We start from the raw sequence: 26828 nt of genomic DNA on the forward strand, positions 1-26828 counted from the left end.
AATCCAAATTCCAATTTTAACAATTGGAATTTGGATTTTTTTTATTTCTTACTTTTAATTTTATTTTGCAGTCAAAATAGCATTCAAGTTTTTCTTAAAAACAGCCTTGTTTTGTTCTGACAATGTATAAACAACATCTTTATCAGCATGAACAATAACCTTAACAATATTAGCTGCTAGAAGTGCTTTTGGGTCTTTAATTTTCAACGTACAAGCTCCATCAAAAAAACCATCATCTTCAATTATTTTTCTGGCTTCAATTATGTTTCCATCACTTAAAACTGCTGAGATTGTCATACTGTTATTTAATGTTTTCGAATAAAAACCGTCCGCAACCAGCAAAAGTCGGTATGAATTTTTCATCTCTGGACCTTTAAACTCATGCCTTGTAATATTATATCTCAAACCTTTTGCGAGGGTTTGAAACTTAACCGTACAATCCAATTCAAAAGTGGCGACATCCCCAGCTTCATTTACTTCTTTTAAAACTCTAGCTTGCGCATGTACCTGCAAGCCAATCATTAAGAACACGAACATTGCTATTACTTTTTTCATACGCAGCTTTATTTGATGAATAAAAATAATAAAAAAAGCGCCAGCTTTTACAAGAAAAGGCAGCGCTTTAAAATATGTTTAATTCTTATTTATTTGTTACCTTTTTCAAAATCAGCTACAAATTGTGCCAATCCAATATCAGTTAAAGGGTGTTTTAATAATCCCGCAATTGCAGAAAGTGGTCCAGTCATAACATCAGCTCCAATTTTAGCACAGTTTACAATGTGCATAGTGTGACGTACAGAAGCCGCTAAAATTTGAGTTTCGTAACCGTAGTTATCGTAAATCAATCTGATTTCTTCAATTAAATTTAAACCATCTGTCGAAATATCATCCAAACGTCCGATGAAAGGAGAAACATAAGTAGCTCCAGCTTTTGCAGCCAATAAAGCTTGCCCAGCAGAAAACACAAGAGTTACATTCGTTTTAATTCCCTTATCAGAAAAATATTTTGCAGCCATTACACCTTCTTTTGTCATAGGCAATTTTACTACGATTTGGTCATGCAATTCAGCTAATTCTTCACCTTCTTTGATCATTCCATCATAATCCAACGCATTTACTTCTGCACTTACATCGCCTTCAACAAGATTGCAAATGTCAACATAATGCTTTAAGATGTTGTTTTTTCCTGTGATTCCTTCTTTTGCCATCAAAGATGGATTTGTTGTTACACCATCTAAAACGCCTAAAGCTTGTGCTTCTTTAATCTGAGCTAAATTAGCTGTGTCAATAAAAAATTTCATAATTATATCTATTTAATTGTGTTGATATTTAGGGCGTGACCACAAGAGTCGTCCTGAGTTTTTGAATCAGCTATATTTTCTAATCCGTTTCACTTCATAAAAGGATAACTCCTCTATCCCTCACGCAAATTTCGCAGCAAAATTACAATTAATAATTTTCCAAATATTAAAATCTCACAAATAATTATAACGCCCTATAATAATCTCTAAAAATAGTTTGCCTGAAATGGGTAAAAAAAACGTAATTTTAAAAAATATTATTACCCCAATAAAGTGCTAGAAGAAAATTTCAAAAAAGATATTATAAATATTGAGAACATTTCAATTGTTCCTACTTTACTTAATGTAATTTGCCAAACTACAGGAATGGGATTCGCTGCAGTAGCAAGGGTTACAGACGAGCGATGGATAACTTGTACAGTTCTTGATAATTTACAATTTGGCTTAAAAACAGGAGATGAACTGGAGTTAAAAACAACCCTTTGCGATGATATTAGAAAAAATCCAAAATCTATAATAATCGACAACGTAAGTGAAGATGCACAGTACCACGATCATCATACACCTGAAATATACAAATTTCAGAGTTATATTTCGGTACCGATAATACGCAGAGACGGAAGTTTTTTTGGGACATTATGTGCTATTGACCCAAAACCAAACCAATTAAAAGAATTTAAAGTAGGTGAAATGTTCAATCTTTTTGCTGAGCTTATTTCTTTTCATTTAACAGCAATTGAAAAAGAAGCTGAAAATGAAATCGTTTTAAACGAAAAAACTAGTCTTCTTGAAAAAACACAAGGTGAAAAGAAAGAAGTAGAAAAATTAAAATCAGACGCGGAAAAAAAGCTTATTGAAAAAAACATTTCTCTTGAAAAAATGAATAGCGAACTCGAAGCATTCAACTATATTTCAAGTCATGATCTTCAGGAACCTTTACGAAAAATTCAGCTTTTTACTGATGTTATCGAACGTGACGAAACTCAAAACTTATCTGAAAAAAGCAAAATGGCATTTCAGAAAATTAAGACTTCAGCATTTCGAATGCAGCATTTGATAAATGATCTTCTATCTTATTCTAAAACAAAATTTGACGAAAGAAAGTTTGAATTGAAAGATTTAAACATAATCGCTAATGATGTTATTGAAGACCTTAAAGAAGAGTCACAAAACAAAAATGTAATATTTAAAATTAATGAATTAGGAAAGCTTTCCGTTATTGAATTTCAATTCAGGCAATTATTATATAATTTGATAGGAAATTCATTGAAATTTGCTCATCCAGAAAGAAAATTAACCATTACCGTTACATCTGAAATTATAGAAAATGCCCAATTAATATATGATAGGCTTTCTCCAGATGTAAAATATTTTCACTTAACCGTTTCTGACAACGGTATTGGTTTTGATCCAGAATACAGCGATAAAATATTTGGTCTTTTTCAGGCATTGCATACAAAACCTTTAAAAAGTACTGGAATTGGACTTACAATTGTAAAAAGAATTGTAGAAAATCACCATGGATTTATTAAGGCAGAAGGAGTTTTAAATGAAGGAGCAAAATTTGAAATTTTTATTCCAGTAGAATAATTTCAAATTTTGATCCAAATCAATTCTTATAATTTATAATGATTCATTAACATTTTCTCATACATTTTGTCCGGTAGCGCACGTTTTAGTACAATAGAGAATTTCTGCATGAAAACACCAACTTTATAATGCACTTTCGGTTTTTTTTCTTGAATGATTTTAAAAATAGCTTCTGCCATTTCGTTTGGATTACTTCCTGCATCAACATGTTCGTTCATCGTTGCAAGCGTATCACCATAAACTTTTTCGTAAGCTGAACCTTTAATAACTGGAGCGTGATAACGTCCTGATGCAATATTAGTTGCAAAATCACCAGGTGCTACATTTGTAATTTCAATTCCAAATGATTTCACTTCCATTCTTAAAGCTTCAGTAATTAATTCTAAAGCTCCTTTAGAAGCAGAATAAACGCTTCTATACGGCAGTCCCATATAAGCGGCAATTGAAGTAATATTAATAATCAAACCTGATTCTTGTTCGCGCATTTGAGGCAAAACCGTTTTCATGACTTCGATTGGTCCAAAAAAATTGGTTTCAAAATTATTTTTGATTTCTTCCATCGGAATTTCTTCTAATGGTCCCGTTATTCCAACTCCTGCGTTATTGATAACAACATCTAATCGTCCTGAAATTTCAATAATTTTTGCAACAGCCGATCTTATAGACGCAGCATCGCGAACATCTAAAGCCACGAGCGGAAAAAGAGAATTCAATACTTTTTCAGGATTTCTGCTGGTTCCGTAAACCACAAAACCTCTTTTATGCAAAAATTCTCCAATTGATTTTCCAATCCCTGAGGATCCTCCGGTAATTAAAACGACTTTACTCATTTGTTAGTTTAGATGTTAAATGTTATAGGTTGAATGTGATCCCGTATCTGCAGAATTTGATGTTTTAGGTAAAAACTTCTAACCTGTCACATATAAATTCTAACGTACGAAAGGTCCAAAAATAAAAAAATCCTCCCGAAGGAAGACTACTTTTGTATTAAATCTAAAAAATAAAAAAAATGGCAAGCGACCTACATCGCACCGCTCAACCACGTACCCTTGCTATGTTCCCATCCTGGGGGAGTCTGCAGGAGCTGGTCGTGTAGGACTTGCCAGTGCAAATATACAATCTTTTTATATTTTTGCAAGAGCTTTGTTGCTATAAAAATATCGTCGTATATTGGCTTATTCAAATTTTTAACTATGAAAAAATATAACTTCCTAACTGTCATTTTATTAGGAATCACATTAATTGGATGTGGAGATACAAAAAAAGGTGAAAATTCTTTATTTACTATTGATGATTCGGCATTTCCGGCTCATTTTTCACAAAAAGAAGCAGTTTCAATTGGTATTTTAAATCCCAATTCGAAAGAAGTTGACAGTATTGTTTACTTTATTAATGATAAAAAAGCAGGAAGCACAAAAGGTGATGAAAAATTTAAATTTGAATTAAAAGATCAAAAATTGGGTTATCAATACTTGAAAGCTACCGTTTATTTTGGATCTGATTCATCTGATGCAACCAAACGAATTGAATTAATTTCAGACGTTGAGCCTAAATTATTAAAATATAAGGTGGTAAATACTTATCCTCATGATAAAGGATCTTTTACTGAAGGGTTAGAATTTTACAAAGACACTTTATATGAAAGTACGGGACAAAACGGAACTTCATTTCTAAGAAAATACGATTATAAAACCGGAAAAGTTTTCAAACAAATTGATCTTGACAAAAAATATTTCGGAGAAGGAATTACGTTTATAAATGGTAAATTATATCAATTAACCTGGCAGGAAAAAACAGGTTTTATTTATAATGCAAATAGTTTAAAACTAGAAAAAACTTTTGCTTACGACAAAGATATTGAAGGCTGGGGAATGACAAATGACGGAAAATTCATTTATCAGACAGATAAAACAGAAAAAATCTGGAAAATGGACCCTGCAACTCAAAAAATGGTAGATTACATTAACGTTTATTCTGGTGCTTCAAAAATTAAAGCCATTAATGAGTTAGAGTGGATTAACGGAAAAATATATACTAATGTTTGGCTGAAAGATGCTATTGCAGTTGTAAATCCTAATTCTGGTGCTGTTGAAGGAATTCTAGATATGTCAGGTTTGCGTAAGTTCATGAGTGACATTACGAAAGATGATGTTCTAAACGGAATTGCTTATAATCCTAAAAATAAAACCATTTTTGTAACCGGAAAAAACTGGAGTAAAATGTTTGAAATTACAGTTTCAGAATAATTCAAATAAAAATTAATAACACGAATTTCACAGATTTCACGAATTAGTGCGTGATAATTTGTGAAATTTGTGTTTATACAACACCAGCAATGACAACATTAATTACCAACATACAAGAACTCCTTCAAGTTCGTGAAACTTCAATTTCTAAAGTTTCAGGTGATGAAATGGCAGTACTTCCCACTATTAAAAACGCTTTTTTAATTTTAAAAGATGATTTAATTGAAGATTTTGGATCGATGGAAAATCTTCCAGAAATCAAATCAGATAAAGTGATTGACGCAACCGGACGCGTTGTTTTACCTTCTTGGTGCGACAGTCACACGCATATTGTCTACGCAGGAAATCGCGAACAAGAATTTGTGGACCGCATAAATGGATTTACTTACGAAGAGATTGCGAATCGCGGTGGCGGTATTTTAAATTCAGCTAAAAAACTCAATGAAACCTCAGAAGAAGAAATATATGAGCAGTCAAAACTTCGCTTGGAAGAAGTCATGCATTTAGGAACCGGGGCAGTTGAAATAAAATCCGGTTACGGATTAACAATTGAAGGCGAATTGAAAATGCTCCGTGTTATTAAAAAACTAGCCGAAAACTATCCAATTTCAATTAAAGCTACATTTTTAGGGGCACATGCTTTCCCTCTTCATTACAAAGAAAACAAAGCCGGTTATATTGATGAAATTATAACTAAAATGTTGCCAGAAATCGCTAAAAACAATTTAGCTGATTATATTGATGTTTTCTGTGAAACCGGTTATTTTTCTGTTGAAGAAATGGAGAAAATTATGGAGGCTGGAATTCAATTCGGTTTAAAGCCAAAAATTCACGTCAACCAGTTTAATTCTATTGGAGGAATTCAGGCAGGAATTAAATTTAAAGCCCTTTCTGTAGATCATCTTGAAATCATGAACCCAGAAGACGTTGAAGCTTTAAAAGGCACAGAAACGATGCCTGTTGCATTGCCGTCTTGTTCTTATTTTTTAAGCATTCCGTATACTCCAGCACGCGAAATGATAAAAGCAGGACTTCCGTTAGCATTGGCAACAGATTTTAACCCTGGCTCTACTCCATCTGGAAATATGAATTTTGTTGTGGCAACAGCCTGCATAAAGATGAAAATGACACCTGAAGAAGCCATAAATGCGGCTACCATAAATGGTGCGTATGCAATGGGATTTTCAGAAACTCATGGAAGTATTACAAAAGGAAAAAAGGCAAATCTTATCTTAACAAAGCCTATTTCATCATACTATCAAATTCCATATGCGTTTGGAAGCAATTTGATTGAAAGCATTTTTCTTGAAGGAAAAATACTCGAATAAATCATAAAGTATTCCAAATAAAAAAGGTCTGCGAAAAAATCACAGACCTTTAATATCTTAGTGGTATTATTGTCCTCTTCGACGTATTATCTTAAGTTGAAACTAGTTTTAGAAACTAATTCATCGTTATCGAAAATATTTATAAAGTAAGCTCCTTTTACGAAATCTTTACCAAGTAAATCTTCAGAAACATTTACAGTTTTATTTTCATACTTAACTGTAGTTTTAAAACTATATGTTAATGTGTTATCTCCAAAAGTTTCAGTTTTTTTGTCTCCTAAAACATTGTTTTTAGCATCGATAACTTGTACATAATACGTTTTGTCTCCAGATTTAGCAATTTGGTTTTCAGCAATTGTAAAACTTACTTTCAAAACATCTGCACGGCTAGCTTTATCTGTTTCTACTTGTTTACCAGAACCTTTTACTTTGTAAGCAATTGTTTTAGTATTTAAAACTGATAATTTAGCACCTTTTTCAACTGTTTTAGCCAATTCTTCATTTTGACCAACTAATACTTCATTGTATTTTTTAGATTCTCCTAAAACTACAATTGTACTGTCTCTTTGAACTGTTAGAACACCATTTTGTTTTTTCAATTCGTCATTTTCAGCAACTAAAGTTTTCATTTTACCTTGCATTGCCTGAACTTGAGATCTGTATTTAGACACATCTCCTTTTGATTTATTTAAATCATCCATTAGAGCGACTACTTTATCTCTTTCCTGAATTAATTCATCAGACATTGAAGTATTTTCAGCAATTGCCGCATCATAAGTTGCTTTCAATTCTTGCAAATCTTTCATAACAGATTCTTTTTCTGTCATCGTTGATGTAAGTTCAGTTTTAACTACTTCTGTATCAGAAGATAATTTAAAAATGTACACTAAGCTACCGATCAGTAGGACTGCTAAAACTGCGATTACCGCTTTTAGACTTGAGTTGTTGTTCTTTGGGTTTTCCATATTTAATAATTTTCTTTAAAAACAAATTTAAGAATTAATATATCCTAATAACGTAAGTTGTTACAATTATATTATTTTTGGACAATATTTTTTTTTTATGGAGAAATTAATTCCTTTTACTATAAATGATTTAGCAAAAGTCACAAATCATCGAAGCGGCGAGATAAAGTTTGGAGAAAAGATGATTGTTATTCCAAAAGGAGCAGACAAAATTGATTTTCTAAAAGAGAGCGAAGCCAAATATGTTCTTTTGGGTATTCCGGAAGATATTGGCGTGCGCGCTAATTACGGAAGGCCAGGAACAGCATCGGCATGGGAAAGTGCGATAAAAAGTATTGCAAATATTCAGCACAACCGTTTTTGTAAAGGAAGCCAAATTATCGTTTTAGGACAAATTAATGTTTCTGAAGAAATGCGCGATGTCGAAAATCTCGATTTCAACGACGTCGACGACAGATCAAAATTGAGCCAACTGGTTGAAAAAATAGACAAAGAAGTTTCTCACATTATTTTCAATATTATAAAAGCCGGAAAAACGCCTATTATTATTGGCGGTGGTCATAATAATGCTTACGGCAACATAAAAGGTTCAGCTTTAGCGAAAGGAAAACCAATAAACGCTATTAATTTTGATGCCCATTCCGATTTTAGAATTCTTGAAGGCCGTCATAGCGGAAATGGCTTTTCATACGCTTATGAAGAAGGTTTTCTTAAAAAATATTTCATTTTTGGACTTCACGAAAATTATACTTCAAAAAGTGTTCTGGACATTATCAAAAAATTAGAAGACCGAGTGCGTTATAACACCTACGACAGCGTAAATATTCGTAAAGAAAAAGATTTTAATAAAGAAATGTTTGCAGCTTTAGAATTTATAAAAACGGAATCTTTTGGAATCGAAATCGATTTGGATGCAATACCGAATATAGCAAGCAGTGCCATGACTATCAGCGGTTTTTCTGTAGAGGAACTGCGTCAGTTTATATCGTTTTTCGGTCAGCACAGAAATGCTGCTTACTTACATATCTGCGAAGGTGCACCAGATTTAGCTGAATCTCCAAACAATAATTTAATTGGAAAATTAATAGGTTATTTAGTGACTGATTTTATCAAAGCCAATAACGAAAAAATTTAATCAAAATAAAAAGATTAACTCTTGAAAATTAGCCTGTTTGCCAAATAAACGAAGATTCAAATAAAGGATTGGCCGAATAAACCTATCTTTGCACAGAATTTTAGTAATTAAAACTAAATTCTTAATACCTAAGATATGTTATTCGAAGATTTATCACTTTCAAAAAGTATACAAAAAGCCGTATTTGAAGAAGGCTACCTTAATCCCACTCCAATTCAAGAACAATCTATCCCGATCGTTTTGGCCGGAAGAGATTTAATTGGCTGCGCACAAACTGGAACAGGAAAAACAGCAGCATTTGCTATCCCAATCATACATCAATTACACCGAATTGTAGGCTCATCAAAAAAAGCCAAAGTAATTCGTGCCCTTATTGTTACTCCAACACGTGAATTAGCAGTACAAATTGGGCAAAGTTTTGACACTTATGCTAAATACACCAACTTAACGCAACTAACCATTTTTGGAGGCGTTTCGCAAAATCCACAAGTTGATGCCTTAAAAAGCGGTGTCGACATTTTGGTTGCAACTCCAGGAAGATTATTAGATTTACAAAAACAAGGTTTTCTTGATTTAGATCACTTGCACACTTTGGTTTTAGACGAAGCTGATCAGATGCTGGATATGGGTTTTATAAACGATGTAAAAAAGATCGTAAAACTTACTCCTAAAAATCGTCAGACTTTATTATTCTCAGCTACAATGCCAATTGCGATACGTGAATTGGCAGAAATGTTCCTGCAAGATCCAGCAAAAGTAGAAGTTTCTCCTGTTTCATCAACGGCAGAAAATGTAGAACAGCGCGTTTATTTTGTAGAGAAAACAGAAAAAAGAAATTTATTATATCATTTAATAAAAAATGAAGATTTATCTAACGTTTTGGTTTTTTCAAGAACTAAGCATGGCGCAGATAATGTTGTAAAAGCATTGCGTAAAAAAGATATTCCGGCAGAAGCGATTCACGGAGATAAGTCGCAAAATGCGAGACAACGTGTTCTTGATGCTTTCAAAAACAAAGAAGTTGGTGTTCTTGTCGCGACAGATATCGCAGCGAGAGGAATTGATATTGACCAATTGCCATTTGTAATCAATTTTGATTTGCCAAATATTCCTGAAACATATGTTCACCGAATTGGCAGAACGGGCCGTGCAGGAAATGGTGGCATTGCAATTTCATTTTGCAGCAAAGACGAACATCCATATTGGAAAGATATTCAAAAATTGATAAAAGTTGACGTAAAAACGATTACAGATCATCCGTATCAATGGCACGCGGGAAGTCCAGAAGCAACGGCTGAAAAACCTAAAAATTCAAACCGAAGCGGTGGCGCTCACAAATCGAGAAAATCTAATGCTTCTAAGCAAAACAAAAAACGCTGGTATTAACCAGCGTTTTTTGCTTCAAGTATTAAGTAGTTCATAATTTTAAAAAGCTTTATCGGCTCGAACGGCTTAACAATAATATCATTTATTCCTGAAGAAATCGCTTCATCAGTAATTTCATCCTTATCAAATGCAGTTAAAGCTACAATAGGTGTTTTTATCTCCTTTAAGCGAATTCTTTTACTGGTTTCAAACCCATTCATCATAGGCATATTAATATCCATTAAAATTAAGTCAAACTCTTCTTTTTCAAGTATTTCTAGAGCAGTTAAACCATCATCAACTACTTTGCATATGTAATTATTTTTCTCGATAATCTTTTTAGTCACCAATTGATTGATGCGATTGTCTTCTACAATTAAAATTTTATACACATCATTTGATGTTAAGTCTACTTCAATTTCATCAATAATTCTTTTTGTTTTCTGAGGATCGTGCTCAAAAGAAATCATAAACGAAAAAGCAGTTCCTTCGCCTATATCACTTTCTAAACTAATTGTACTTCCAAAAAGTCCTAATAATCGTTTTACAATACTTAATCCTAAACCAGTTCCTTGATAATCTTCATCTTTTCTTCCTACCTGAACGAATTTTTCAAAAATTTTGCCTTGATCAACAGTTGCAATTCCAACTCCATTATCTTTTATGAGAAAATCCAAGAAATATAATTTTCCCTCGATTTTCTGTAGATTAACTTTAATTTCAACTTCACCATTTTTCGTGAATTTTAAAGCATTGCTGACTAAATTCATTAAGATTTGAGCAAGTCTAAGTTTATCTCCTATCAAATACTCCGGAATATCCGGATCAATATAAACCGAGATTACATTGTTATTCTTTTGAGATAAAAAAGAAAGAGAGTTTTTGATCATTGTAATTTCATCTGAAATATTAAATGTCAAATTTTCAAGAACTACTTTGTTTTCCTCAATTTTATTAATCTGTAAAATATCATTAACAAGTGAAAGTAAATATCTTGCAGAAAATTTCAAAGAACTTAAATGCTGGCTTCGAGATAATTCTTTATGCTCTTCCAGAAGCATATTCGTGATTCCGACCACTCCATACAATGGCGTACGCAATTCATGGCTTATAGTCGAAATAAATTGTGTTTTAAGCAACGAGGCTTCTTCTGCAATTTCTTTTGCTTGTAAGAGCTCTAAATTGTGTTTTTTCTTAAATCTGATATTCTTGATCAATGTAATAATCAAGAAAATTAGAATAAAAGAAATAAGAACAAAAAGAATAACAATAATTCTAGACTTTTTAAGACTTTGGTATTGAGATATCTTTTCATTCTCAATTTTATCAATTTGTCTTTTGTATTCGTCTAATTCCAGATTAAATCCAGCTATAGAAGCTTTTTTTAATTTTTCCTGATTGTAAATATCTTCAGTCATCTTATTGAAGATGATAAGATTTTCGTAAGCTTCTTTGTATTTTTTAATCTTGGTTAAAAATTTTGAATATTCTAAATGCGCATAAGACAAGTCTGATTTTTCCTCACTGGTTTTACCTACTTCAATGGCTTTTATAAAAAAAGCATTTGCTTCGTCATTTTTATTTGTGTAGCTGGAATACATTCCGTTAAGCATGTTTACTACAATCTCAGTAGATTCATCGCCGTATTTTTTGATATTATCACCAACAAACCTTAAATAAGGATAACCCTCTTTAAATTTCCCAACATCAAAATAAGCCCATGCAATATTTACGTTAGTAAAATACACTTGGCTGATATCGTTGATTTTTAAACCGTAAGCAATAGATTTTTTATAATATGAAATTCCCTTATCAAACTGTTTTTTTTCAAAACAATATATATTTCCCAGATTATTATGGAGGCTGTATTTTATAGAATCATTGTTTGTTTTATTAGCATAATACAAACTTTTATTGTAGAAGAAAATCGCCTTATCAAACTCTGACAATTCATTATAATTGCCAGCGATAATTTTATAAGATTTTGAAATTAAATAATTGTTTTTTGAAGCCGTTGCGTAGTTCAAAGCCACGCGTGAAGCAATTAAAGATTTTTCGAAATTAGAATCTTTAAAATCCTCCCAAGCCTGCTTAACAAGTTTGTTTATTTTAGCATCTGAAATGGTTTCAGATTGCGCGCTTGCTGAATTGGCAAAACAATTCAGAAACAGTATGAAAAGAAAAAAAATCCGCATTCGGGGCATAAATCGGCTAATTTTCTCAAATATACACTTAAAAATAAAAAAAAGCTGTATTTCACTATAAAATACAACTTTTCATTAATTATTGTTTATCTTTTTTATCATTATTTAAGTAATAAAAACGACTGGAAATTTTCTAATTTTATTCTTCCAAATTTGGCTCTAAGCCTTTATTATCTTCCCATTGTCCAACAACTGAAGTTGCTAATGCATTTCCTAAAACGTTGGTTGCACTTCTAAACATATCACAAAAATGATCGATTGGCAAAATAAGGGCAATTCCTTCAACCGGAATATCAAACATACCGCAGGTCGCTGCTACAACTACCAAACTCGCTCTTGGCACTCCTGCAATACCTTTGCTGGTAAGCATTAAAACCAAAAGCATTGCCATTTGCGTTCCCAAAGACAAGTGAACACCATAGAATTGAGCAATAAAAATACTTGCAAATGTCATATACATCATACTTCCGTCCAGATTAAACGAATATCCCAGCGGCAGCATAAAGGATACAATTTTATCTTTTACACCAAATTGTTCTAGTTCTTCTGTTAATTTAGGAAAAACGGCTTCACTGCTTGTTGTTCCAAAAGCAATTGCTAACGGTCCGATAATACGACGCAATAATTCGGTCATTCTGCCTTTTAAGAAAATATAGCCAATTGCAATTAAAATGACCCACAAAGTGCTTATTCCGATTAAAAAAGATCCGAAAAATTTAAAATATGTAATCACTAATTCTTCGGCATCTCTAATCGCAAATACACCTGCAATCGCACCAAAAACTCCAACTGGAGCAAAGTTCATTACATAATTCACCATTTTTAAAACGATATGCGAAGCTTTATCCAGAGCATTTACAACTGGTTTAACGGTACTTCCTAATGAAGCTGCTGCTAATCCAAAAAAGATAGAAAAAATTACAATCTGCAAAATTTCATTAGTTGCCATTGCTTCAAAAATACTTTTAGGAACAATATGCTCAACAAAATTTTCAAAAGACAATGATGTTGTTTTTGCAGTAACTTCTGAAGCTGCTGCCATATCAACATGTCCTAATTTCAAACCCACTCCAGGTTGTAAAATATTTACATAAAACAGTCCAATTAATAAGGAAATAAATGAAGCTGTAAAAAACCATCCAAGCGCTTTTCCTCCAATTCTTCCCACTGTTTTAATATCTCCAAGTTTGGCAATTCCTACAACTAAGGTGGTAAATACTAAAGGTGAAATAATCATTTGCACTAAACGGATAAAAATGGTGGCAAGCATTTTTATTTTATTGCTGAATGATTGTGCTGCTTCAGGCGAAATCGAATTGTGCAATATAATTCCTAAAGTTGCTCCAAGAACCATCGCTATAATGATTTGCCCTGTTAAGCCTGAAAGAAATGATTTTTTTTTGGTTTCTGTAACTTGTTGCATTAATTTGTTTTTTTATTTATAATTAAAATATTAAGACCCTCACTGCCTTAACTTTTATTAATATGTTTTATTGATCAAATAAAAATCAGCTAAAACAATCGCAGCCATTGCTTCAACAATTGGTACTGCGCGAGGTACTACACACGGATCATGACGTCCTTTTCCTGTCATTGGTGTAATATTTCCTTTATTATCTAGAGAATCCTGAGTTTGCATGATAGTAGCAACGGGCTTAAAAGCCACTCTAAAATAAATATCCATTCCGTTGCTTATTCCACCCTGAATTCCTCCAGAAAGATTTGTTTTTGTAGTTCCGTCAGGATTGTATAAATCGTTGTGTTCGCTTCCTTTCATTTCAGATCCTGAAAAACCGCTTCCGTATTCAAAACCTTTTACTGCGTTTATAGATAGCATTGCTTTTCCTAATTCAGCGTGTAGTTTATCAAAAACTGGCTCGCCTAAACCAACCGGAACATTTTGAATTACACAGGACACAATACCACCAACAGTATCACCTTGCTTGCGGATATCACGAATGTATTCTTCCATAATTGCCGCTGATTTTTCATCAGGACAACGAACTGGATTACTTTCGATTTTAGAAAAATCTAAATCTTGATAAGGCGTATCTAAGTGAATTGGGCCAACAGATGAAACATATGCATTGATTTTAATTTCAGGCAACATTTGTTTTGCAATAGCACCGGCTACTACTCTGCTTGCAGTTTCACGAGCAGAACTTCTTCCTCCACCGCGATAATCACGAAAACCGTATTTTTGATCGTAAACGTAATCTGCGTGGCTAGGTCTGTAATTATCTTTTATATGAGAGTAATCGTCTGATTTTTGATTGGTATTTGGAATAATAAAGCCAATTGGAGTTCCAGTAGTTTTTCCTTCAAAAATACCAGATAAAAACTGAACTGCATCTGGTTCTTTTCTTTGTGTAACGATAGCCGATTGTCCTGGTTTTCTTCGAGACATCTCAACCTCAATCGCCTCTAAATCAAGTTCTATTCCTGATGGACAACCGTCGATAATCCCGCCTAAAGCTTCGCCATGAGATTCTCCAAATGTAGTAACTTTATATAGTGTGCCGTAGCTATTTCCTGCCATTGTAATTTGTTTTGAGCAAATGTAAGTTTTATGAATTAAATTAAAAAATTTAAAATTGGTATTATTAACTAAAGGTTAAGCATATTAAAAATCATAATTTATTAAAATTGGAGCCAAATTGGTAACCTTTTCATAAAGCAAAACTTGTCTAAGTTTCTTTTATTTGCTAAACTTCAAAAATTGAAAAATTGAAAAAAAGAAATGTTGAATTGGTTATTCTTTCTGATGTCCACTTGGGAACTTATGGAAGCCACGCTAAAGAACTAAACAACTATTTATCAAGTATTAAACCAAAAACTTTAGTTTTAAATGGTGATATAATTGATGCTTGGCAATTTCGAAAATCTTACTTCCCAAAGGCGCATTTAAGAGTCATTCAAAAAATAATCGGAATGGCTTCTAAAGGTACTAAAGTGTATTATATTACTGGAAATCACGATGAAATTCTTCGAAAATTCAGCGATATGAATATGGGCAATTTTTCTTTAGTAGATAAATTAGTCTTAGAACTAGACAATAAAAAAGCTTGGATTTTTCATGGAGATGTTTTTGATGCTTCTGTACAGCATTCAAAATGGATTGCTAAACTTGGCGGTTTAGGTTACGATTACTTAATTCTATCTAATCGATTTGCAAATTGGTGCTTGGCAAAACTTGGCCGTGAACCCTACTCCTTTTCTAAGAAAATAAAAGCAAGTGTAAAAAAAGCCGTTAAATTTATCTCGGATTTTGAAACTACTGCTACAGATCTTGCTATCGAAAAAAATTATGATTATGTAATTTGCGGACATATTCATGAACCTAAAATAATTACCAAAGAAAATAAACACGGATCTACATTATACTTAAATTCAGGAGATTGGGTAGAAAATCTAACTGCTCTTGAATACCACAAAAAGCGTTGGAAATTATTCTCTTACGCTGAAAGCAATTTTACTGAAGAAGAAAATTTTTTTGAAATGGAAGACAATTTAACTTCTGAATTGCTGGCTTCGATGATTATTAAAAAGTAAACTCTTCATTTTAAGAAACTTACCGCCGTTATTGACTTTCTTCAATTCAAGTTATATCTTGACCACTATTAAAATGTGAATTATATAACAATTTCTAATAATTTTATACGTTCTGTATTTGACTGTAATTATACATTTGAAAAAAATTAATAACCATTTTTATGAAAAAAATCATTCTATCTGCCATTATGCTAATCGGACTTGCATTTACGGCACAAGCACAAGACATTGCTAAAAATGCATTAGGATTACGTTTAGGCGACAATAACGGTTTTGGAGGAGAAGTATCTTACCAAAGAGGATTAAATCAAAAAAACAGACTTGAATTCGATTTAGGATGGAGAAACAGCAGTGATGTAGATGCAATCAAAGGTGTTGCTCTTTACCAATGGGTTTGGAACATCGATGGAGGATTCAACTGGTACGCTGGTGTAGGTGGCGGTATCGCTGCTTGGGATCATGATTACTATAACAATAATGTAAAATATAACGACAGCGGAACGTATGTTTTTGCTGCTGGAGATATAGGTATTGAATACGGATTTAAGGAAGTGCCTATTTTATTGTCATTAGATGCTAGACCAGAAATTGGTTCTGGATATTATGATGATGATAACTTTGGATTTGACGTTGGTTTAGGAATCAAATTCAAATTCTAAAATAAAAAGTAAAAAATAATTGTAAAGAAAATCCTGTCGCCTCAAAACGACAGGATTTTTTTTTATTCAGAAAAAAGAAATTACTTTAAAAAACATCATTTTCACACTGAGCGAAGTCGAAGTGTTTCTTAATAATTATTTGATAATAATCTCTTTTTTAGAGTGCACCTTTACAACTGTGTAAGGGTAAGTAATCACCTGCATTACCATCGCATCTGTAGCTGGAGCATTTTCCTTAACTGTAATAATAATATTTTTTTCTGTTTCTTCTACCTTCTCAACTCCAATAGAATAACCTCCGGTGTTCTTCTCACCCATGTTCAGAATAACATAGTTAGAATTATTAATATCGGCCTGTTTCATTTTATCAGCTAAAAGCGGATCATTTTGCAGCATTTTGATCTCATTTGGTTCTGTCAAAATTTCAAAAAACTTAATATTCCCTCCTCCATCAGATTGTTCCGTTAAAACCTCATACAATGCTTTTGAATCTGTTGTTTTTTTTGCTCCACAAGAAATTAAAACAAAAACTGTCAAAACCGAAATTACTTTTTTCATTTACGTTTATTTAAAATTAATGTTTCTCATATTTATAATCATCTATTGCTCTTTGATACAAAGCTTCATATTTAGGCAATATATTTATAATGTCAAATTTCTTTGCAACCTCTAAGGCATTTGCTTTAAATTGATTCAAAACAGCATCGTCCTCTAAAATCTTTACTGCATTTGCAGCCATTTCTTCAACATTTCCAACATTGCTTAAATAGCCTGAATAACCATCGAAATTTACTTCAGGCAAACCACCGGAATTACTTGAAATTACAGGAACTCCGCACGCCATTGCTTCTAAAGCTGCCAAACCAAAACTTTCTGTTTCTGAAGGAAGCAGAAACAAATCTGTCAAAAGTAAAATTTTGTCAATTTCATTACTATTTCCAAAGAAAATTACTTTATCGTAAATTCCCAATTCCTGACATAAAATCTCTGCTTTTTCTTTCTCAGGGCCATCACCTACCATCATCAATTTAGCAGGCATAACTTTCTGAATATTGTAAAAAATCTTAATAATATCCGGAATACGTTTTACTTTTCTAAAATTGCTGATATGCGTAATGATGCGCTCGTCTTCCTTCGCCATTACATAACGGTGACAGGGTGCCAAAGGATCTTTTTTTACTTTATCCAATTCAATAAAATTCGGAATTACCCTTATTTTGTTTTTAATTTTGAATAATTTCAAAGTATCATCTTTCAAACTCTGTGAAACCGAAGTTACATAATCTGATTTATTGATGCTAAATGTTACTGCGGGTTTATAAAAAGGATGATTTCCTACCAGCGTAATATCAGTTCCGTGAAGTGTTGTAATCATCGGAAGATTAATACCTTCATTTTTAAGCATTTGCTTTGCCATATAACCCGCATAAGCGTGCGGAATTGCATAATGCACATGAAGAACTTCAATTTGATATAATTTCACCATATCGACCAATTTACTTGACAAAGCCAACTCATAAGGCTGATAATGGAAAAGAGGATATTCAGGAACGTTTACTTCGTGATAATGAACATTTGGATTTAAAAGTGCCAGCCTAACGGGCTGACTGTAGGTAATAAAATGGATTTCGTGTCCGCGTCTGGCTAATTCAAGGCCTAATTCTGTGGCTACAACCCCACTACCACCAAAAGTCGGATAACAAACTATTGCTATTTTCATGTATTAAATTTAATACTACGAAAGTACTCAAAAATCACATTTATTCGGACATTTAAAATGTTAGATTTTTGTAAATCTTAGATCAATCAGATTAGGAGATTATTAGAATTCTAGATTTACGAACTTAAATTCCGTTTATTATCCTAAGCGCATCAAAGTTCTTAAAAGTTTTTTTTACATAACTCATAACTAATAGCTTATTCACGAGCAGAAGATTAGTTTTCAAAAGAACAATTTGTCCCGCTGTACGCTATATCTTTTCCTTGCTAAAGAAGCAAGAAAAAGGATGCCGCTACCATCGGGGCTACATTAGAAGTCCTGGTTTTCAAAAGAAAGTATAGCCTGATAATCATTGTCGAGCTACACGTGCGATCCTTCGAATGCTTTAGAATGACAAACTTAAAACTTGAAACCTTAAACCTGAAACAATTTCAAACCAATAAAATAAAAAAAGGCACAAAATCTAAATTTTATGCCTTTCAAATATTATAAATATCTTTTAGAAAAATCTACTGTGCCAGCTGTCTGCCGCAGGAACTTCCCAAGATTCGTTAAATTCTTCAATATTGTTTACCAAATTATTAAAAACAATCGTATTCTCAGATACCGATTTGTCTTTCACCATTTTCTTGAAATCAAGTAATGGCTTGTGTGCAATATGCTCTCCTAGCTTAAAAGTAACATTCATTTTATCAAGTAAATCGACATTGTATTTTTTCTCTAAACTCTGAATAAATTCCACTGAACTATCGATAGAACAACCTGTCGCTGCCTGCACATCTTGATTTACAGCCAAAATAATGAATCGGTTATATTTCAATAAATAAGAAGCTTCTAAACTAGTTCCATGAGCTGCCCAGCTTTCTACAAAAGACTTTAAATCAGTCTCAATTTCAGAAAATTCTTCCTCAGAAAATTTTCTGTTCGATTGATAAATCCAGATTCTGGATTCACCAGGTAAATTTTCAAAAGGTATATACATTTTTAATTTTAGATTTAATTGTCCTGTAAGTAGTTCTTTGTATTTATTACCGTCGCATAAAAATAGTTTAATGCTGATAAAAATGCAATTTGAACATCATTAGATTTTATTTTTCTGTTATTTATTTCGAGATCTTTCGTTGCACAAGCGTCTTCGATTAATGTACAATTAAATCCGAAATCTTTTGCTGCGCGAGTAGTAGCATCTATACACATATGTGTCATCATACCAAGAATAACCAGCTCTGTAATATTCTCTTCTTGTAAATATTTTAAAAGATCTGTTTCTCTAAAGCTATTTGGAAATCCTTTCTCTATGATTTTCTCTCCAATCTCAGGCTTAACATTTTCATGGATTTCAACACCTTTTGTCCCCTTTATAAAAAAAAGTTGCATCTGGCCTAGTAGCAATATGTTGTACATGAATTACCGGTAATTTATCCGATCTAAACTTTTCAAGTATCATTTTAGCATTTTCACTTGCTTCTTCTGAATTAACAAGTTGCATATTTCCATTTTCAAAATAATCATTTTGAATATCAATAACTAAAAGCGCCTTCTTCATTTAATCAATCGTAGTGTTTTAAACTATAAATCTTGTGCGTTAGCAATTAACTCCGCAATATCCATTACTTTAACCTGACCTTCTTTTTCTTTATTTTTAATACCGTCAGTTAACATTGTATTACAGAACGGACAGCCTGCTGCAATAATATCCGGCTGAACTTCCAAAGCATCTTCTGTACGCAAAACATTTACTTCTTTGTTTCCTGGTTCAGCATCTTTAAACATTTGTGCTCCACCTGCTCCACAACATAAGCCGTTTGCTTTAGAACGTTTCATTTCGACTAATTCAACATCAAGTTTTTGAATCAAATCTCTTGGAGCTTCGTATACCTTATTGGCTCTTCCTAAATAACAAGGATCGTGAAAAGTGATTTTTTTACCTTTAAATTGTCCTCCTTCAACAGTTAGTCTTCCTTCATCAATTAAAGATTTTAAAAACTCTGTATGATGAATTACATCGTATTGACCTCCTAACTCAGGATATTCATTTTTTAAAGTATTAAAACAATGCGGACAAGCCGTAACGATTTTTTTTGCTTCGTATGCATTTAAAACCTCGATATTCATCATGGCCTGCATCTGAAACAAAAATTCATTTCCAGCTCGTTTTGCAGGATCTCCGGTACAACTCTCTTCTGTACCTAGTACTGCAAATGATACATTCGTGCGGTTTAAAATACGTACAAATGCTTTTGTAATTTTTTTTGCTCTATCATCAAAACTTCCCGCGCAACCAACCCAAAATAAAACTTCTGGCTGTGTTCCTTGGGCTAGCATTTCTGCCATTGTAGGCACTACTAAACTTTCTGACATCTTTTTTTGTTGTTAATCGGCTAAATTCTATTTGGTTAATCTCTCTAAATAACCTTTACTAAAAACCGAAATTTTATTTTATTAATGGATTAAAGGGCTAAAAAATAACCAATTAACTATTTTAATTCTCGTTCTTCCAATTCAATCTGTCCTGCTGATTGTATTGCCAAGGCGCTCCATTGTTTTCAATATTAGTCATCATGGCATTCAATGACATAGGAGCAGCACTTTGTTCCATTACTAGATAGCGGCGCATATCCATAATAATAGACAACGGACTGATATTTACCGGACATTCTTCTACACAAGCGTTACAAGAAGTACATGCCCACAATTCTTCTGGTGTAATATAATCGTTTAATAGTGTTTTATTGTCTGGAACAAAAACACCTTTATTAGCATCTATATTTTTTCCAACTTCTTGCAGACGGTCTCTCGTATCCATCATAATTTTACGAGGAGACAATTTTTTACCCGTTTGATTTGCTGGACATGATGATGTACAGCGTCCACATTCCGTACAAGTATAAGCATTTAATAACTGAACCCAGTTTAAATCCTGAACATCACTTGCTCCAAATTTACTTGGGACAGCATTTTCATCAGCTGGAGCCGCTGCAAACGGATCAGCATTTGGATCCATCATCAACTTAACTTCTTTTGTAACCGACTCTAAATTGTCAAATTTTCCTTTAGGCTCTAAATCTGCAAAATAGGTATTTGGGAAAGCTAAAAGAATGTGCAAATGTTTTGAAAAGTACAAATAGTTCATAAAAACTAGAATACCTGCAATATGCAACCACCAGAATACTTCAGTAAGCAACATCACCAATTCATTCGACATTCCGTTAAAAATTGGTGCAATAAATTGACTTACAGGAAAGCTTCCTGCTTTATGAAAATGAGAAAATCCTCCCGGAACATTTTGCAAATGCAGGTCAGAAGCATTCATCAATAAAAATAATGTCATTAAAACCATCTCAAAATACAAGATGTAATTTGCATCACTTTTAGGAAATCCATTTAAATCTGGATTAATAAAACGTTTCAATCTCACAATGTTTCTTCTGATCCAGAAAACGGAAACAGCTACAAGAACCAAAAGTGCTAATATTTCAAAAGATCCAATCAGTACATCATAAGCTGTTCCTAAAAAAGCAAAAACTCTATGTGTACCAAATAACCCATCGATGATGATTTCTAATAATTCGATATTAATGATAATAAAACCAAGGTAAACCACGATATGCAACACTCCAGCTACAGGACGTTTTACCATTTTAGATTGCCCAAGAGCAATCATTGCCATGTTTTTCCAACGTGCTTTAGAATTATCTTTTCGATTTATGTCTACACCTAAGTTAATGTTTCGGATGATCTTTTTTACGCTCGTTGCAAAAAAACCGAAACCAACTATAAGAAGTATAGCGAACAAAATATTATCTAAATAACTCATTCTAATTAATTTTTAGTAGTTGAATTTGCATCTTCTTTCGGTGCTACATAAGGTTTGTTTTTCTTTCCAAAAAGAGAAACATTTACATAACGAGTTGGGTAAAGACGAACATCCTGCAACAGCAATTCAAGCTCTTTCGAAGTTTTAGCCAAATTTTTATATAAAGCATCGTCCGTCAATAATTTTCCTGCAGTACCTTTTCCTGAGTTTAAGTTGCTCATAAGACCGTCAACTTTCGCTAAAGTCTGGTTTAAATTACGAACTGTTTTTCCTAAGTCAGCTTTGTTTAGGGAATCAGATATTTTGTTAAAGTTACTTGACATTTTATTCAAGTTCGAAACAGCGCTGTTAATTTGGCCTTTATTAGTATCCAAAATATTATTAAGGCTTCCAGAAGCTTTATGAAACTGCTGCATAGTCTGGCTCAGTTCAGCAATTGTTTTCTTTAGGTTTTCTTGTGTAGTCTTATCTAAAGTATTGTTTAGCCCACTAACCAAAACATCAATATTAACCAGCATTTTATCTAGTTTTTGCTGGATAGGTTCTAATTTTCCTCCTAAGGAATCAGTTAACCCTAATTCAACATTTCCAACTAACGCCTGTCCTTCAACTGCAGGATCTTTATCTGCAAGATTAGGTACAATTTTAATTTGTTTTCCTCCAATTAAACTTGGCGAATATAACGATGCTGTACTAGTTTTAGAAATTGGAAAATCAGTTTTTAACTGAAGTTCAACTAATAATTTACCAGTTAATTCATTAATTGTAATCTTATTTACTTTACCAACTATAAGTCCGTTTATGGTTACAGGTGCTGATGCTGCCAAATCCTCCACATTATCATATTCAACATATAATGTTTTGTAATTTGTAAAAAGGTCTCTGCCTTTTAAAAAACTATAGCCCCAAATAAATAATAAAATTGACGCGATGACTAAAATAGCCGTTTTAATTTCTCTTGTTAGTTTCAAAATTCTAAGTGTTTGTACAAAATTAATATAAATATTCGAACTTGTGGCTATTATTTAGTCGCGTCTTGAATACTGATTTTTTCTCCATCTTTAGTTGCTGTCAAAAATGACGCTCCATATCCTTTACTTTTAGCTTCTTGCAAATATTTTTTTGCTGCTTCATAATCTGAAGTTTCCTGATAGAAATATTTATAAATATTGTTTTCATACAGCATTGTAACGTTTTTCAATCCTTTAAAGTTTTTAGGATCTAGCGGTGTTTTCTTTATACTTGCGATAAGCTGTACTTTATAAAAAGTTCCTTTTGGAGCATTTTTAGCAGGTACAACAGGATCTGCCTTAGGTTTTTTTGGAGTCGAAGTATCTCTTGCTGGGCGGGCATCTGCTATTTCTGGAACTCCAGAACCAAAATACTCGCTTTTATAACTTAAGATCGCTTCGGCAATAGCTTTGGCAATATCGTTTTGTCCGTCTTCTGAATTTAAAATATTTCCTTCTGTAGGATTTGAAACAAAACCTGTTTCAACTAAAACTCTAGGCATGTAAGCTTTATGAAGCACCATAAATGGAGCTTGTTTTACACCGCCTTGACGAAGTTTTTTTCCTAATCTGTCAAAGTTAGCTTCAATTTTATCAGCTAGTGAAATACTATTATCTAAATATTCTTCCTGCATAAGAGTCATTCCAATCATCGATTCTGGCGAATTCGGGTCATAACCTTCATATTTACGCTTGTAATCTTTCTCCAAGGTAATAACCGAGTTCTCTTTTTTCGCAGCCTCAAGATTCGATGCGACTTTACTCAAACCCATTACATAAGTTTCTGTTCCGTCTGCAGCAGTATTTTTATTTGCATTACAGTGAATAGAGACAAAAATATTAGAATTTGCTCTGTTTGCAATATTGGCTCTTTCGACCAAATCAATAAAAACATCCGTTTTTCGGGTATAAATAACATCAACATTTGGGCTGGCTTCCAAAATTTTTCCAACTTTCAGCACAATGGCCAAAGCAATATTTTTTTCTATCCGACCACTGTAAACAGCTCCAAAGTCATGATCACCATGTCCAGCATCAAGTGTTACCTTAAAAACATTTGCCTGACTGTAAGCACAAAATGAAATTATCGTTAGAAAAAAACTAAAGATTAGCCTAGTTTTGTTAAATATGTTCATAAATCTAAAAGTTAATTTTAATAAAATGCAACTGCTATAATTTTTACAATTGATTATTTTTGACAAAAAATTATATGTAAGTTTGACATGTCAAAAAACAAGCCATACTTTTACAAAAATAGCATTTAAACCTTTGCATACAAACTTATTTAATATCGTTTTATTATCATTTTTCCTAACACTAGGATGTGGTAAATTATATTCGCAAGATATAAAAACTAAAAAAAAGCCGTTACCAACTGTAAAACAAACAGATAAAACAAAAAACACCACAGTTGACACTGTGAAAGTGGACAGCATTAAGCCTACAAAGACTTTTCTTGACGGAAAGGTAAAATATAAAGCTAAAGATTATGCTAAGATTGATCAGAAGAAAAAGCTGATCACACTTTATAACGAAGCTGAATTATATTATAAAGATGTTGAGTTAAAATCGGGCATAATTGTACTTGATTATGAAAAAGATGAAGTCTATGCCGGAAGAATAAAAGATTCAGCAGGAGTTTTAACTCAATATCCAAACTTCAAACAAGGATCGAGTGAAGTACAGCCTGACTCAATCCGATTTAATTTTAAAACAAAAAAAGCTTTAATTTATAATTCAAGAACCGAGCAAGGAGAATTTAAAATAAAAGCTGCAGTTACTAAAAAAGAAAATGATTCTGTTTACTTTTTAAAAGGAGCGCGTTTTACTACTTCAACAGATGTAGACAATCCTGAATATTATTTTCAAACCAACAAGGTAAAATTTATTCCCGGAAAAAAAGTAGTTACAGGTTTAACCAATATGGTTATTGCTGATGTTCCTACTCCTATTGCATTGCCCTTCGCTTATTTTCCAATGAGTGAAGAAAAAAGTATATCTGGAATTATTATCCCTAGCTACAACGACTCAAACACAAGAGGTTTCTCTTTACAAAATGGAGGATATTATTTTGCCTTGAGTGACAATTATGACCTTACCGTTTTAGGTGATTATTACACAAATGGAAGTTACGCCATGCGATTTGAGTCTGCATACGCTACAAGATATAAATACAGAGGAAATATCAATGTACGTTTTGAAAACTTGATCAGCAGCGAGAGAGGTTATCCAGATTATTCAAAACAAAGCATTTACAACATTCAGTGGTCGCACTCAAAAGATACTAAATCGAACCCAAATTCGACATTTTCTGCCTCTGTAAACATGGGTAGCAGTAAATACTTCAAACAATCTATTAATCAGGCCAATGTAGGATCTAATTTGAATAATACTTTAAGTTCATCTATCTCTTACAATAAAACCTTTAATACAATTCCGCAGGCTCGTATATCATTAACAGCAACGCATTCACAAAATACACAAACAGAAGTAATAAACATGACTCTGCCATCACTTCAGGCAAGTATAGACCGTGTGTATCCTTTTGTTGGAAAAGACGGCGTAAAAAAAGGATTTATTAAAAACATCAATTTACAATATAACTTAAGCGGAAAAAATAGCTTTGTAACAACCGATTCTTTATTCTTTAAGCCACAAATGTTTAAAGACGCGCAAATTGGTATGCAACATACTATTCCGATAAGTACCAACTTTAAAATATTCAAATATTTCAGTGCCGGAGCTTCAACTAATTACCAGGAAACTTGGGTAACCAAAACCATTAATAAAAATTACGACGCAAATCAAAGCCAAGTTGTTACTACAACTGTAAATGGTTTTGATGCCTTTAGAACATACAATTTCAGCACAAATTTAGGAACTACAATTTACGGTACTTTTAATTTTGGTGAAGACAAAAAAATTCAATCGATTCGTCATGTCATGCGTCCTTCAATTACATATGCTTACACACCGAGCTTTGAAAAATACTATAACACTTATGCTGTAGATGCTTCTGGCCGAATTACAACGGAGTATACTCGCTTTGAGGGCGGTGTTTTTGGCGCTCCTGGCAAAGCAAATTCTAATATAGTAGGTTTTGCTCTGAGTAATACTTTTGAAGCTAAAGTAAGAGACAGCGACAGCACAAAGACAGAACCCAAAAAAATAATGCTGTTAAACAACCTGAACTTCAGTACGAGTTATAACTTTGATGCTGACGGAAAGCAAACTCTAGCTTGGCAGCCTTTGCTGGTAAGTGGTGGGACACAATTTTTTGACAACAAAATGAATGTCAATTTTGGAGCAGTATTAGATCCTTACGCTATTGACAATTCTGGGGCAAAAATAGATAAATTCAACATCGACAACGGTGGAAGTCTATTTAGAATGACAAGCGCAAACCTTACTCTAAATTATAGCTTTTCGAATAAAGGACAAAAGGAAGAAAACAAGCAAAGCGAACGGAATGGAGGTCGTAAAGATGATTTATTCGGAACTAATACTGATTTAAATGACAGTCGAAATAGTCAGTTTGCAAATGACAAGGAAGACAAAGGAGAAGATGTTATAACCGAATTTTTCAACTCTAAATTGCCTTGGGACATGACATTGGCTTATTCACTAACATACAGCAATGTAAACAGAGAAAATAAAATTAGTAATAACTCTATCATGATTTCAGCCAATATGGACATTACACCGAAATGGAAAGGCGGTGTTTCTACTGGTTATGACTTTGTGCAAAAGGGAGTTACTTTTACACAATTCCGTTTTGAGAGGGATTTATTAAGCTGGAGAATGGCTTTTAACTGGACGCCTCTTGGACCAAATTCAAACTGGAATTTCTTTATCGGAATTAAATCTGGTGTCTTAAGCGACATTAAATGGAATAAACGAAGTACCTCTAATCGATAAATTACTTTCGAATAAAAA

General features: G+C 32.8%; 24 protein-coding genes and 1 other RNA gene. 8 read left to right on the forward strand and 17 right to left on the reverse strand.

What is annotated here, in order from left to right; translation table 11 throughout:
- Positions 1 to 60: 60 nt before the first annotated feature.
- Both IRZ83_RS11915 and fsa read right to left on the reverse strand, forming a co-directional pair.
- Positions 61 to 555, reverse strand: a complete 495-nt coding sequence (locus IRZ83_RS11915) for a hypothetical protein (RefSeq protein WP_194569007.1) — start codon at positions 553 to 555, stop codon at positions 61 to 63.
- Between the two features lie 89 nt (positions 556 to 644).
- The gene (fsa, locus tag IRZ83_RS11920) at positions 645 to 1301 is read right to left on the reverse strand and encodes a fructose-6-phosphate aldolase (RefSeq protein ID WP_029273133.1); all 657 of its coding nucleotides are present in this window, start codon (positions 1299 to 1301) and stop codon (positions 645 to 647) included.
- 273 nt (positions 1302 to 1574) lie between these two features.
- On the opposite strand from fsa, the gene IRZ83_RS19630 reads away from it, so the two are divergent.
- Positions 1575 to 2891 (forward strand): ATP-binding protein, encoded by a 1317-nt coding sequence (locus IRZ83_RS19630; protein WP_194569009.1) that lies wholly within the window; start codon positions 1575 to 1577, stop codon positions 2889 to 2891.
- Between the two features lie 26 nt (positions 2892 to 2917).
- Here IRZ83_RS19630 and IRZ83_RS11930 read toward each other — a convergent pair whose 3' ends face one another.
- Positions 2918 to 3721: an SDR family oxidoreductase gene (locus tag IRZ83_RS11930; protein WP_194569011.1), complete on the reverse strand. Its 804-nt coding sequence runs from the start codon at positions 3719 to 3721 to the stop codon at positions 2918 to 2920.
- A gap of 177 nt (positions 3722 to 3898) precedes the next feature.
- An RNA gene (gene ffs, locus IRZ83_RS11935) (signal recognition particle sRNA small type) lies at positions 3899 to 3996 on the reverse strand.
- A gap of 88 nt (positions 3997 to 4084) precedes the next feature.
- Between ffs and IRZ83_RS11940 the strand changes: the two genes are divergently transcribed.
- Both IRZ83_RS11940 and hutI read left to right on the forward strand, forming a co-directional pair.
- Positions 4085 to 5137, forward strand: a complete 1053-nt coding sequence (locus tag IRZ83_RS11940) for a glutaminyl-peptide cyclotransferase (RefSeq protein WP_194569013.1) — start codon at positions 4085 to 4087, stop codon at positions 5135 to 5137.
- A gap of 89 nt (positions 5138 to 5226) precedes the next feature.
- On the forward strand, positions 5227 to 6465 hold the full coding sequence (hutI, locus tag IRZ83_RS11945) for an imidazolonepropionase (protein ID WP_194569015.1): 1239 nt from the start codon (positions 5227 to 5229) through the stop codon (positions 6463 to 6465).
- 86 nt (positions 6466 to 6551) lie between these two features.
- Here hutI and IRZ83_RS11950 read toward each other — a convergent pair whose 3' ends face one another.
- Complete coding sequence (locus IRZ83_RS11950) at positions 6552 to 7430, reverse strand: hypothetical protein (protein WP_029273126.1); 879 nt, start codon at positions 7428 to 7430, stop codon at positions 6552 to 6554.
- Positions 7431 to 7527: 97 nt separating this feature from the next.
- Between IRZ83_RS11950 and IRZ83_RS11955 the strand changes: the two genes are divergently transcribed.
- Positions 7528 to 8565, forward strand: coding sequence for a formimidoylglutamase (locus tag IRZ83_RS11955; RefSeq protein ID WP_194569017.1), 1038 nt, complete (start codon positions 7528 to 7530; stop codon positions 8563 to 8565).
- Between the two features lie 135 nt (positions 8566 to 8700).
- Positions 8701 to 9951, forward strand: a complete 1251-nt coding sequence (locus tag IRZ83_RS11960) for a DEAD/DEAH box helicase (RefSeq protein WP_194569019.1) — start codon at positions 8701 to 8703, stop codon at positions 9949 to 9951.
- Here the strand turns inward: IRZ83_RS11960 and IRZ83_RS11965 are convergent.
- From IRZ83_RS11965 to aroC, 3 genes are all read right to left on the reverse strand, one after another.
- Entirely contained in the window at positions 9948 to 12125 is a 2178-nt protein-coding gene (locus tag IRZ83_RS11965) for a response regulator (RefSeq protein WP_228520687.1), read from the reverse strand. The genes IRZ83_RS11960 and IRZ83_RS11965 overlap by 4 nt on opposite strands.
- A 148-nt stretch (positions 12126 to 12273) precedes the next feature.
- Positions 12274 to 13557, reverse strand: coding sequence for a dicarboxylate/amino acid:cation symporter (locus tag IRZ83_RS11970; protein ID WP_194569023.1), 1284 nt, complete (start codon positions 13555 to 13557; stop codon positions 12274 to 12276).
- A 57-nt stretch (positions 13558 to 13614) separates the two neighbouring features.
- Positions 13615 to 14673: a chorismate synthase gene (gene aroC, locus IRZ83_RS11975; protein ID WP_056249796.1), complete on the reverse strand. Its 1059-nt coding sequence runs from the start codon at positions 14671 to 14673 to the stop codon at positions 13615 to 13617.
- A 188-nt stretch (positions 14674 to 14861) separates the two neighbouring features.
- On the opposite strand from aroC, the gene IRZ83_RS11980 reads away from it, so the two are divergent.
- Entirely contained in the window at positions 14862 to 15686 is an 825-nt protein-coding gene (locus IRZ83_RS11980) for a UDP-2,3-diacylglucosamine diphosphatase (RefSeq protein WP_194569025.1), read from the forward strand.
- 161 nt (positions 15687 to 15847) lie between these two features.
- Positions 15848 to 16345 carry a hypothetical protein gene (locus IRZ83_RS11985; RefSeq protein WP_029273119.1) on the forward strand — a complete coding sequence of 166 codons (498 nt, stop codon included), beginning with the start codon at positions 15848 to 15850 and terminating at the stop codon, positions 16343 to 16345.
- Between the two features lie 135 nt (positions 16346 to 16480).
- Here IRZ83_RS11985 and IRZ83_RS11990 read toward each other — a convergent pair whose 3' ends face one another.
- The 9 genes from IRZ83_RS11990 to IRZ83_RS12025 form a co-directional block, all read right to left on the reverse strand.
- A complete protein-coding gene (locus IRZ83_RS11990) occupies positions 16481 to 16903 on the reverse strand; it encodes a protease complex subunit PrcB family protein (protein WP_029273118.1) in 423 nt (140 codons plus the stop codon).
- Between the two features lie 16 nt (positions 16904 to 16919).
- The gene (gene bshA, locus IRZ83_RS11995; RefSeq protein WP_194569027.1) at positions 16920 to 18065 is read right to left on the reverse strand and encodes an N-acetyl-alpha-D-glucosaminyl L-malate synthase BshA; all 1146 of its coding nucleotides are present in this window, start codon (positions 18063 to 18065) and stop codon (positions 16920 to 16922) included.
- Positions 18066 to 18564: 499 nt separating this feature from the next.
- Positions 18565 to 19047 carry an ABC transporter ATPase gene (locus IRZ83_RS12000; protein WP_194569029.1) on the reverse strand — a complete coding sequence of 161 codons (483 nt, stop codon included), beginning with the start codon at positions 19045 to 19047 and terminating at the stop codon, positions 18565 to 18567.
- A gap of 14 nt (positions 19048 to 19061) precedes the next feature.
- On the reverse strand, positions 19062 to 19469 hold the full coding sequence (locus tag IRZ83_RS12005) for an isochorismatase family protein (RefSeq protein ID WP_255526411.1): 408 nt from the start codon (positions 19467 to 19469) through the stop codon (positions 19062 to 19064).
- On the reverse strand, positions 19405 to 19611 hold the full coding sequence (locus tag IRZ83_RS19610; RefSeq protein ID WP_317174564.1) for an isochorismatase family protein: 207 nt from the start codon (positions 19609 to 19611) through the stop codon (positions 19405 to 19407). The genes IRZ83_RS12005 and IRZ83_RS19610 overlap by 65 nt, the downstream gene beginning before the upstream one ends.
- 23 nt (positions 19612 to 19634) lie before the next feature.
- A complete protein-coding gene (locus tag IRZ83_RS12010) occupies positions 19635 to 20426 on the reverse strand; it encodes a (Fe-S)-binding protein (protein WP_194569031.1) in 792 nt (263 codons plus the stop codon).
- 121 nt (positions 20427 to 20547) lie between these two features.
- Positions 20548 to 21882 (reverse strand): (Fe-S)-binding protein, encoded by a 1335-nt coding sequence (locus tag IRZ83_RS12015; RefSeq protein ID WP_194569033.1) that lies wholly within the window; start codon positions 21880 to 21882, stop codon positions 20548 to 20550.
- 5 nt (positions 21883 to 21887) lie between these two features.
- On the reverse strand, positions 21888 to 22853 hold the full coding sequence (locus IRZ83_RS12020) for an MlaD family protein (protein ID WP_194569035.1): 966 nt from the start codon (positions 22851 to 22853) through the stop codon (positions 21888 to 21890).
- A gap of 50 nt (positions 22854 to 22903) precedes the next feature.
- Positions 22904 to 24028: an N-acetylmuramoyl-L-alanine amidase gene (locus tag IRZ83_RS12025; RefSeq protein ID WP_194569037.1), complete on the reverse strand. Its 1125-nt coding sequence runs from the start codon at positions 24026 to 24028 to the stop codon at positions 22904 to 22906.
- An 82-nt stretch (positions 24029 to 24110) separates the two neighbouring features.
- Here IRZ83_RS12025 and IRZ83_RS12030 point away from each other — a divergent pair, with 82 nt between their 5' ends.
- A complete protein-coding gene (locus IRZ83_RS12030; protein ID WP_194569039.1) occupies positions 24111 to 26810 on the forward strand; it encodes a putative LPS assembly protein LptD in 2700 nt (899 codons plus the stop codon).
- Positions 26811 to 26828: the final 18 nt, after the last annotated feature.

It is taken from the genome of Flavobacterium sp. JLP (assembly GCF_015350755.1).
Lineage (GTDB): Bacteria > Bacteroidota > Bacteroidia > Flavobacteriales > Flavobacteriaceae > Flavobacterium.

Bases quoted from the DNA above. Each gene is read 5' to 3' on its own strand.
- IRZ83_RS11915 (WP_194569007.1), bottom strand. From the start codon at position 555: ATGAAAAAAGTAATAGCAATGTTCGTGTTCTTAATGATTGGCTTGCAG.
- fsa (WP_029273133.1), bottom strand. From the start codon at position 1,301: ATGAAATTTTTTATTGACACAGCTAATTTAGCTCAGATTAAAGAAGCA.
- IRZ83_RS11930 (WP_194569011.1), bottom strand. From the start codon at position 3,721: ATGAGTAAAGTCGTTTTAATTACCGGAGGATCCTCAGGGATTGGAAAA.
- IRZ83_RS11940 (WP_194569013.1), top strand. From the start codon at position 4,085: ATGAAAAAATATAACTTCCTAACTGTCATTTTATTAGGAATCACATTA.
- hutI (WP_194569015.1), top strand. From the start codon at position 5,227: ATGACAACATTAATTACCAACATACAAGAACTCCTTCAAGTTCGTGAA.
- IRZ83_RS11950 (WP_029273126.1), bottom strand. From the start codon at position 7,430: ATGGAAAACCCAAAGAACAACAACTCAAGTCTAAAAGCGGTAATCGCA.
- IRZ83_RS11955 (WP_194569017.1), top strand. From the start codon at position 7,528: ATGGAGAAATTAATTCCTTTTACTATAAATGATTTAGCAAAAGTCACA.
- IRZ83_RS11960 (WP_194569019.1), top strand. From the start codon at position 8,701: ATGTTATTCGAAGATTTATCACTTTCAAAAAGTATACAAAAAGCCGTA.
- IRZ83_RS11965 (WP_228520687.1), bottom strand. From the start codon at position 12,125: ATGCGGATTTTTTTTCTTTTCATACTGTTTCTGAATTGTTTTGCCAAT.
- IRZ83_RS11970 (WP_194569023.1), bottom strand. From the start codon at position 13,557: ATGCAACAAGTTACAGAAACCAAAAAAAAATCATTTCTTTCAGGCTTA.
- aroC (WP_056249796.1), bottom strand. From the start codon at position 14,673: ATGGCAGGAAATAGCTACGGCACACTATATAAAGTTACTACATTTGGA.
- IRZ83_RS11985 (WP_029273119.1), top strand. From the start codon at position 15,848: ATGAAAAAAATCATTCTATCTGCCATTATGCTAATCGGACTTGCATTT.
- IRZ83_RS11990 (WP_029273118.1), bottom strand. From the start codon at position 16,903: ATGAAAAAAGTAATTTCGGTTTTGACAGTTTTTGTTTTAATTTCTTGT.
- bshA (WP_194569027.1), bottom strand. From the start codon at position 18,065: ATGAAAATAGCAATAGTTTGTTATCCGACTTTTGGTGGTAGTGGGGTT.
- IRZ83_RS12000 (WP_194569029.1), bottom strand. From the start codon at position 19,047: ATGTATATACCTTTTGAAAATTTACCTGGTGAATCCAGAATCTGGATT.
- IRZ83_RS12005 (WP_255526411.1), bottom strand. From the start codon at position 19,469: ATGTACAACATATTGCTACTAGGCCAGATGCAACTTTTTTTTATAAAG.
- IRZ83_RS19610 (WP_317174564.1), bottom strand. From the start codon at position 19,611: ATGAAGAAGGCGCTTTTAGTTATTGATATTCAAAATGATTATTTTGAA.
- IRZ83_RS12010 (WP_194569031.1), bottom strand. From the start codon at position 20,426: ATGTCAGAAAGTTTAGTAGTGCCTACAATGGCAGAAATGCTAGCCCAA.
- IRZ83_RS12015 (WP_194569033.1), bottom strand. From the start codon at position 21,882: ATGAGTTATTTAGATAATATTTTGTTCGCTATACTTCTTATAGTTGGT.
- IRZ83_RS12025 (WP_194569037.1), bottom strand. From the start codon at position 24,028: ATGAACATATTTAACAAAACTAGGCTAATCTTTAGTTTTTTTCTAACG.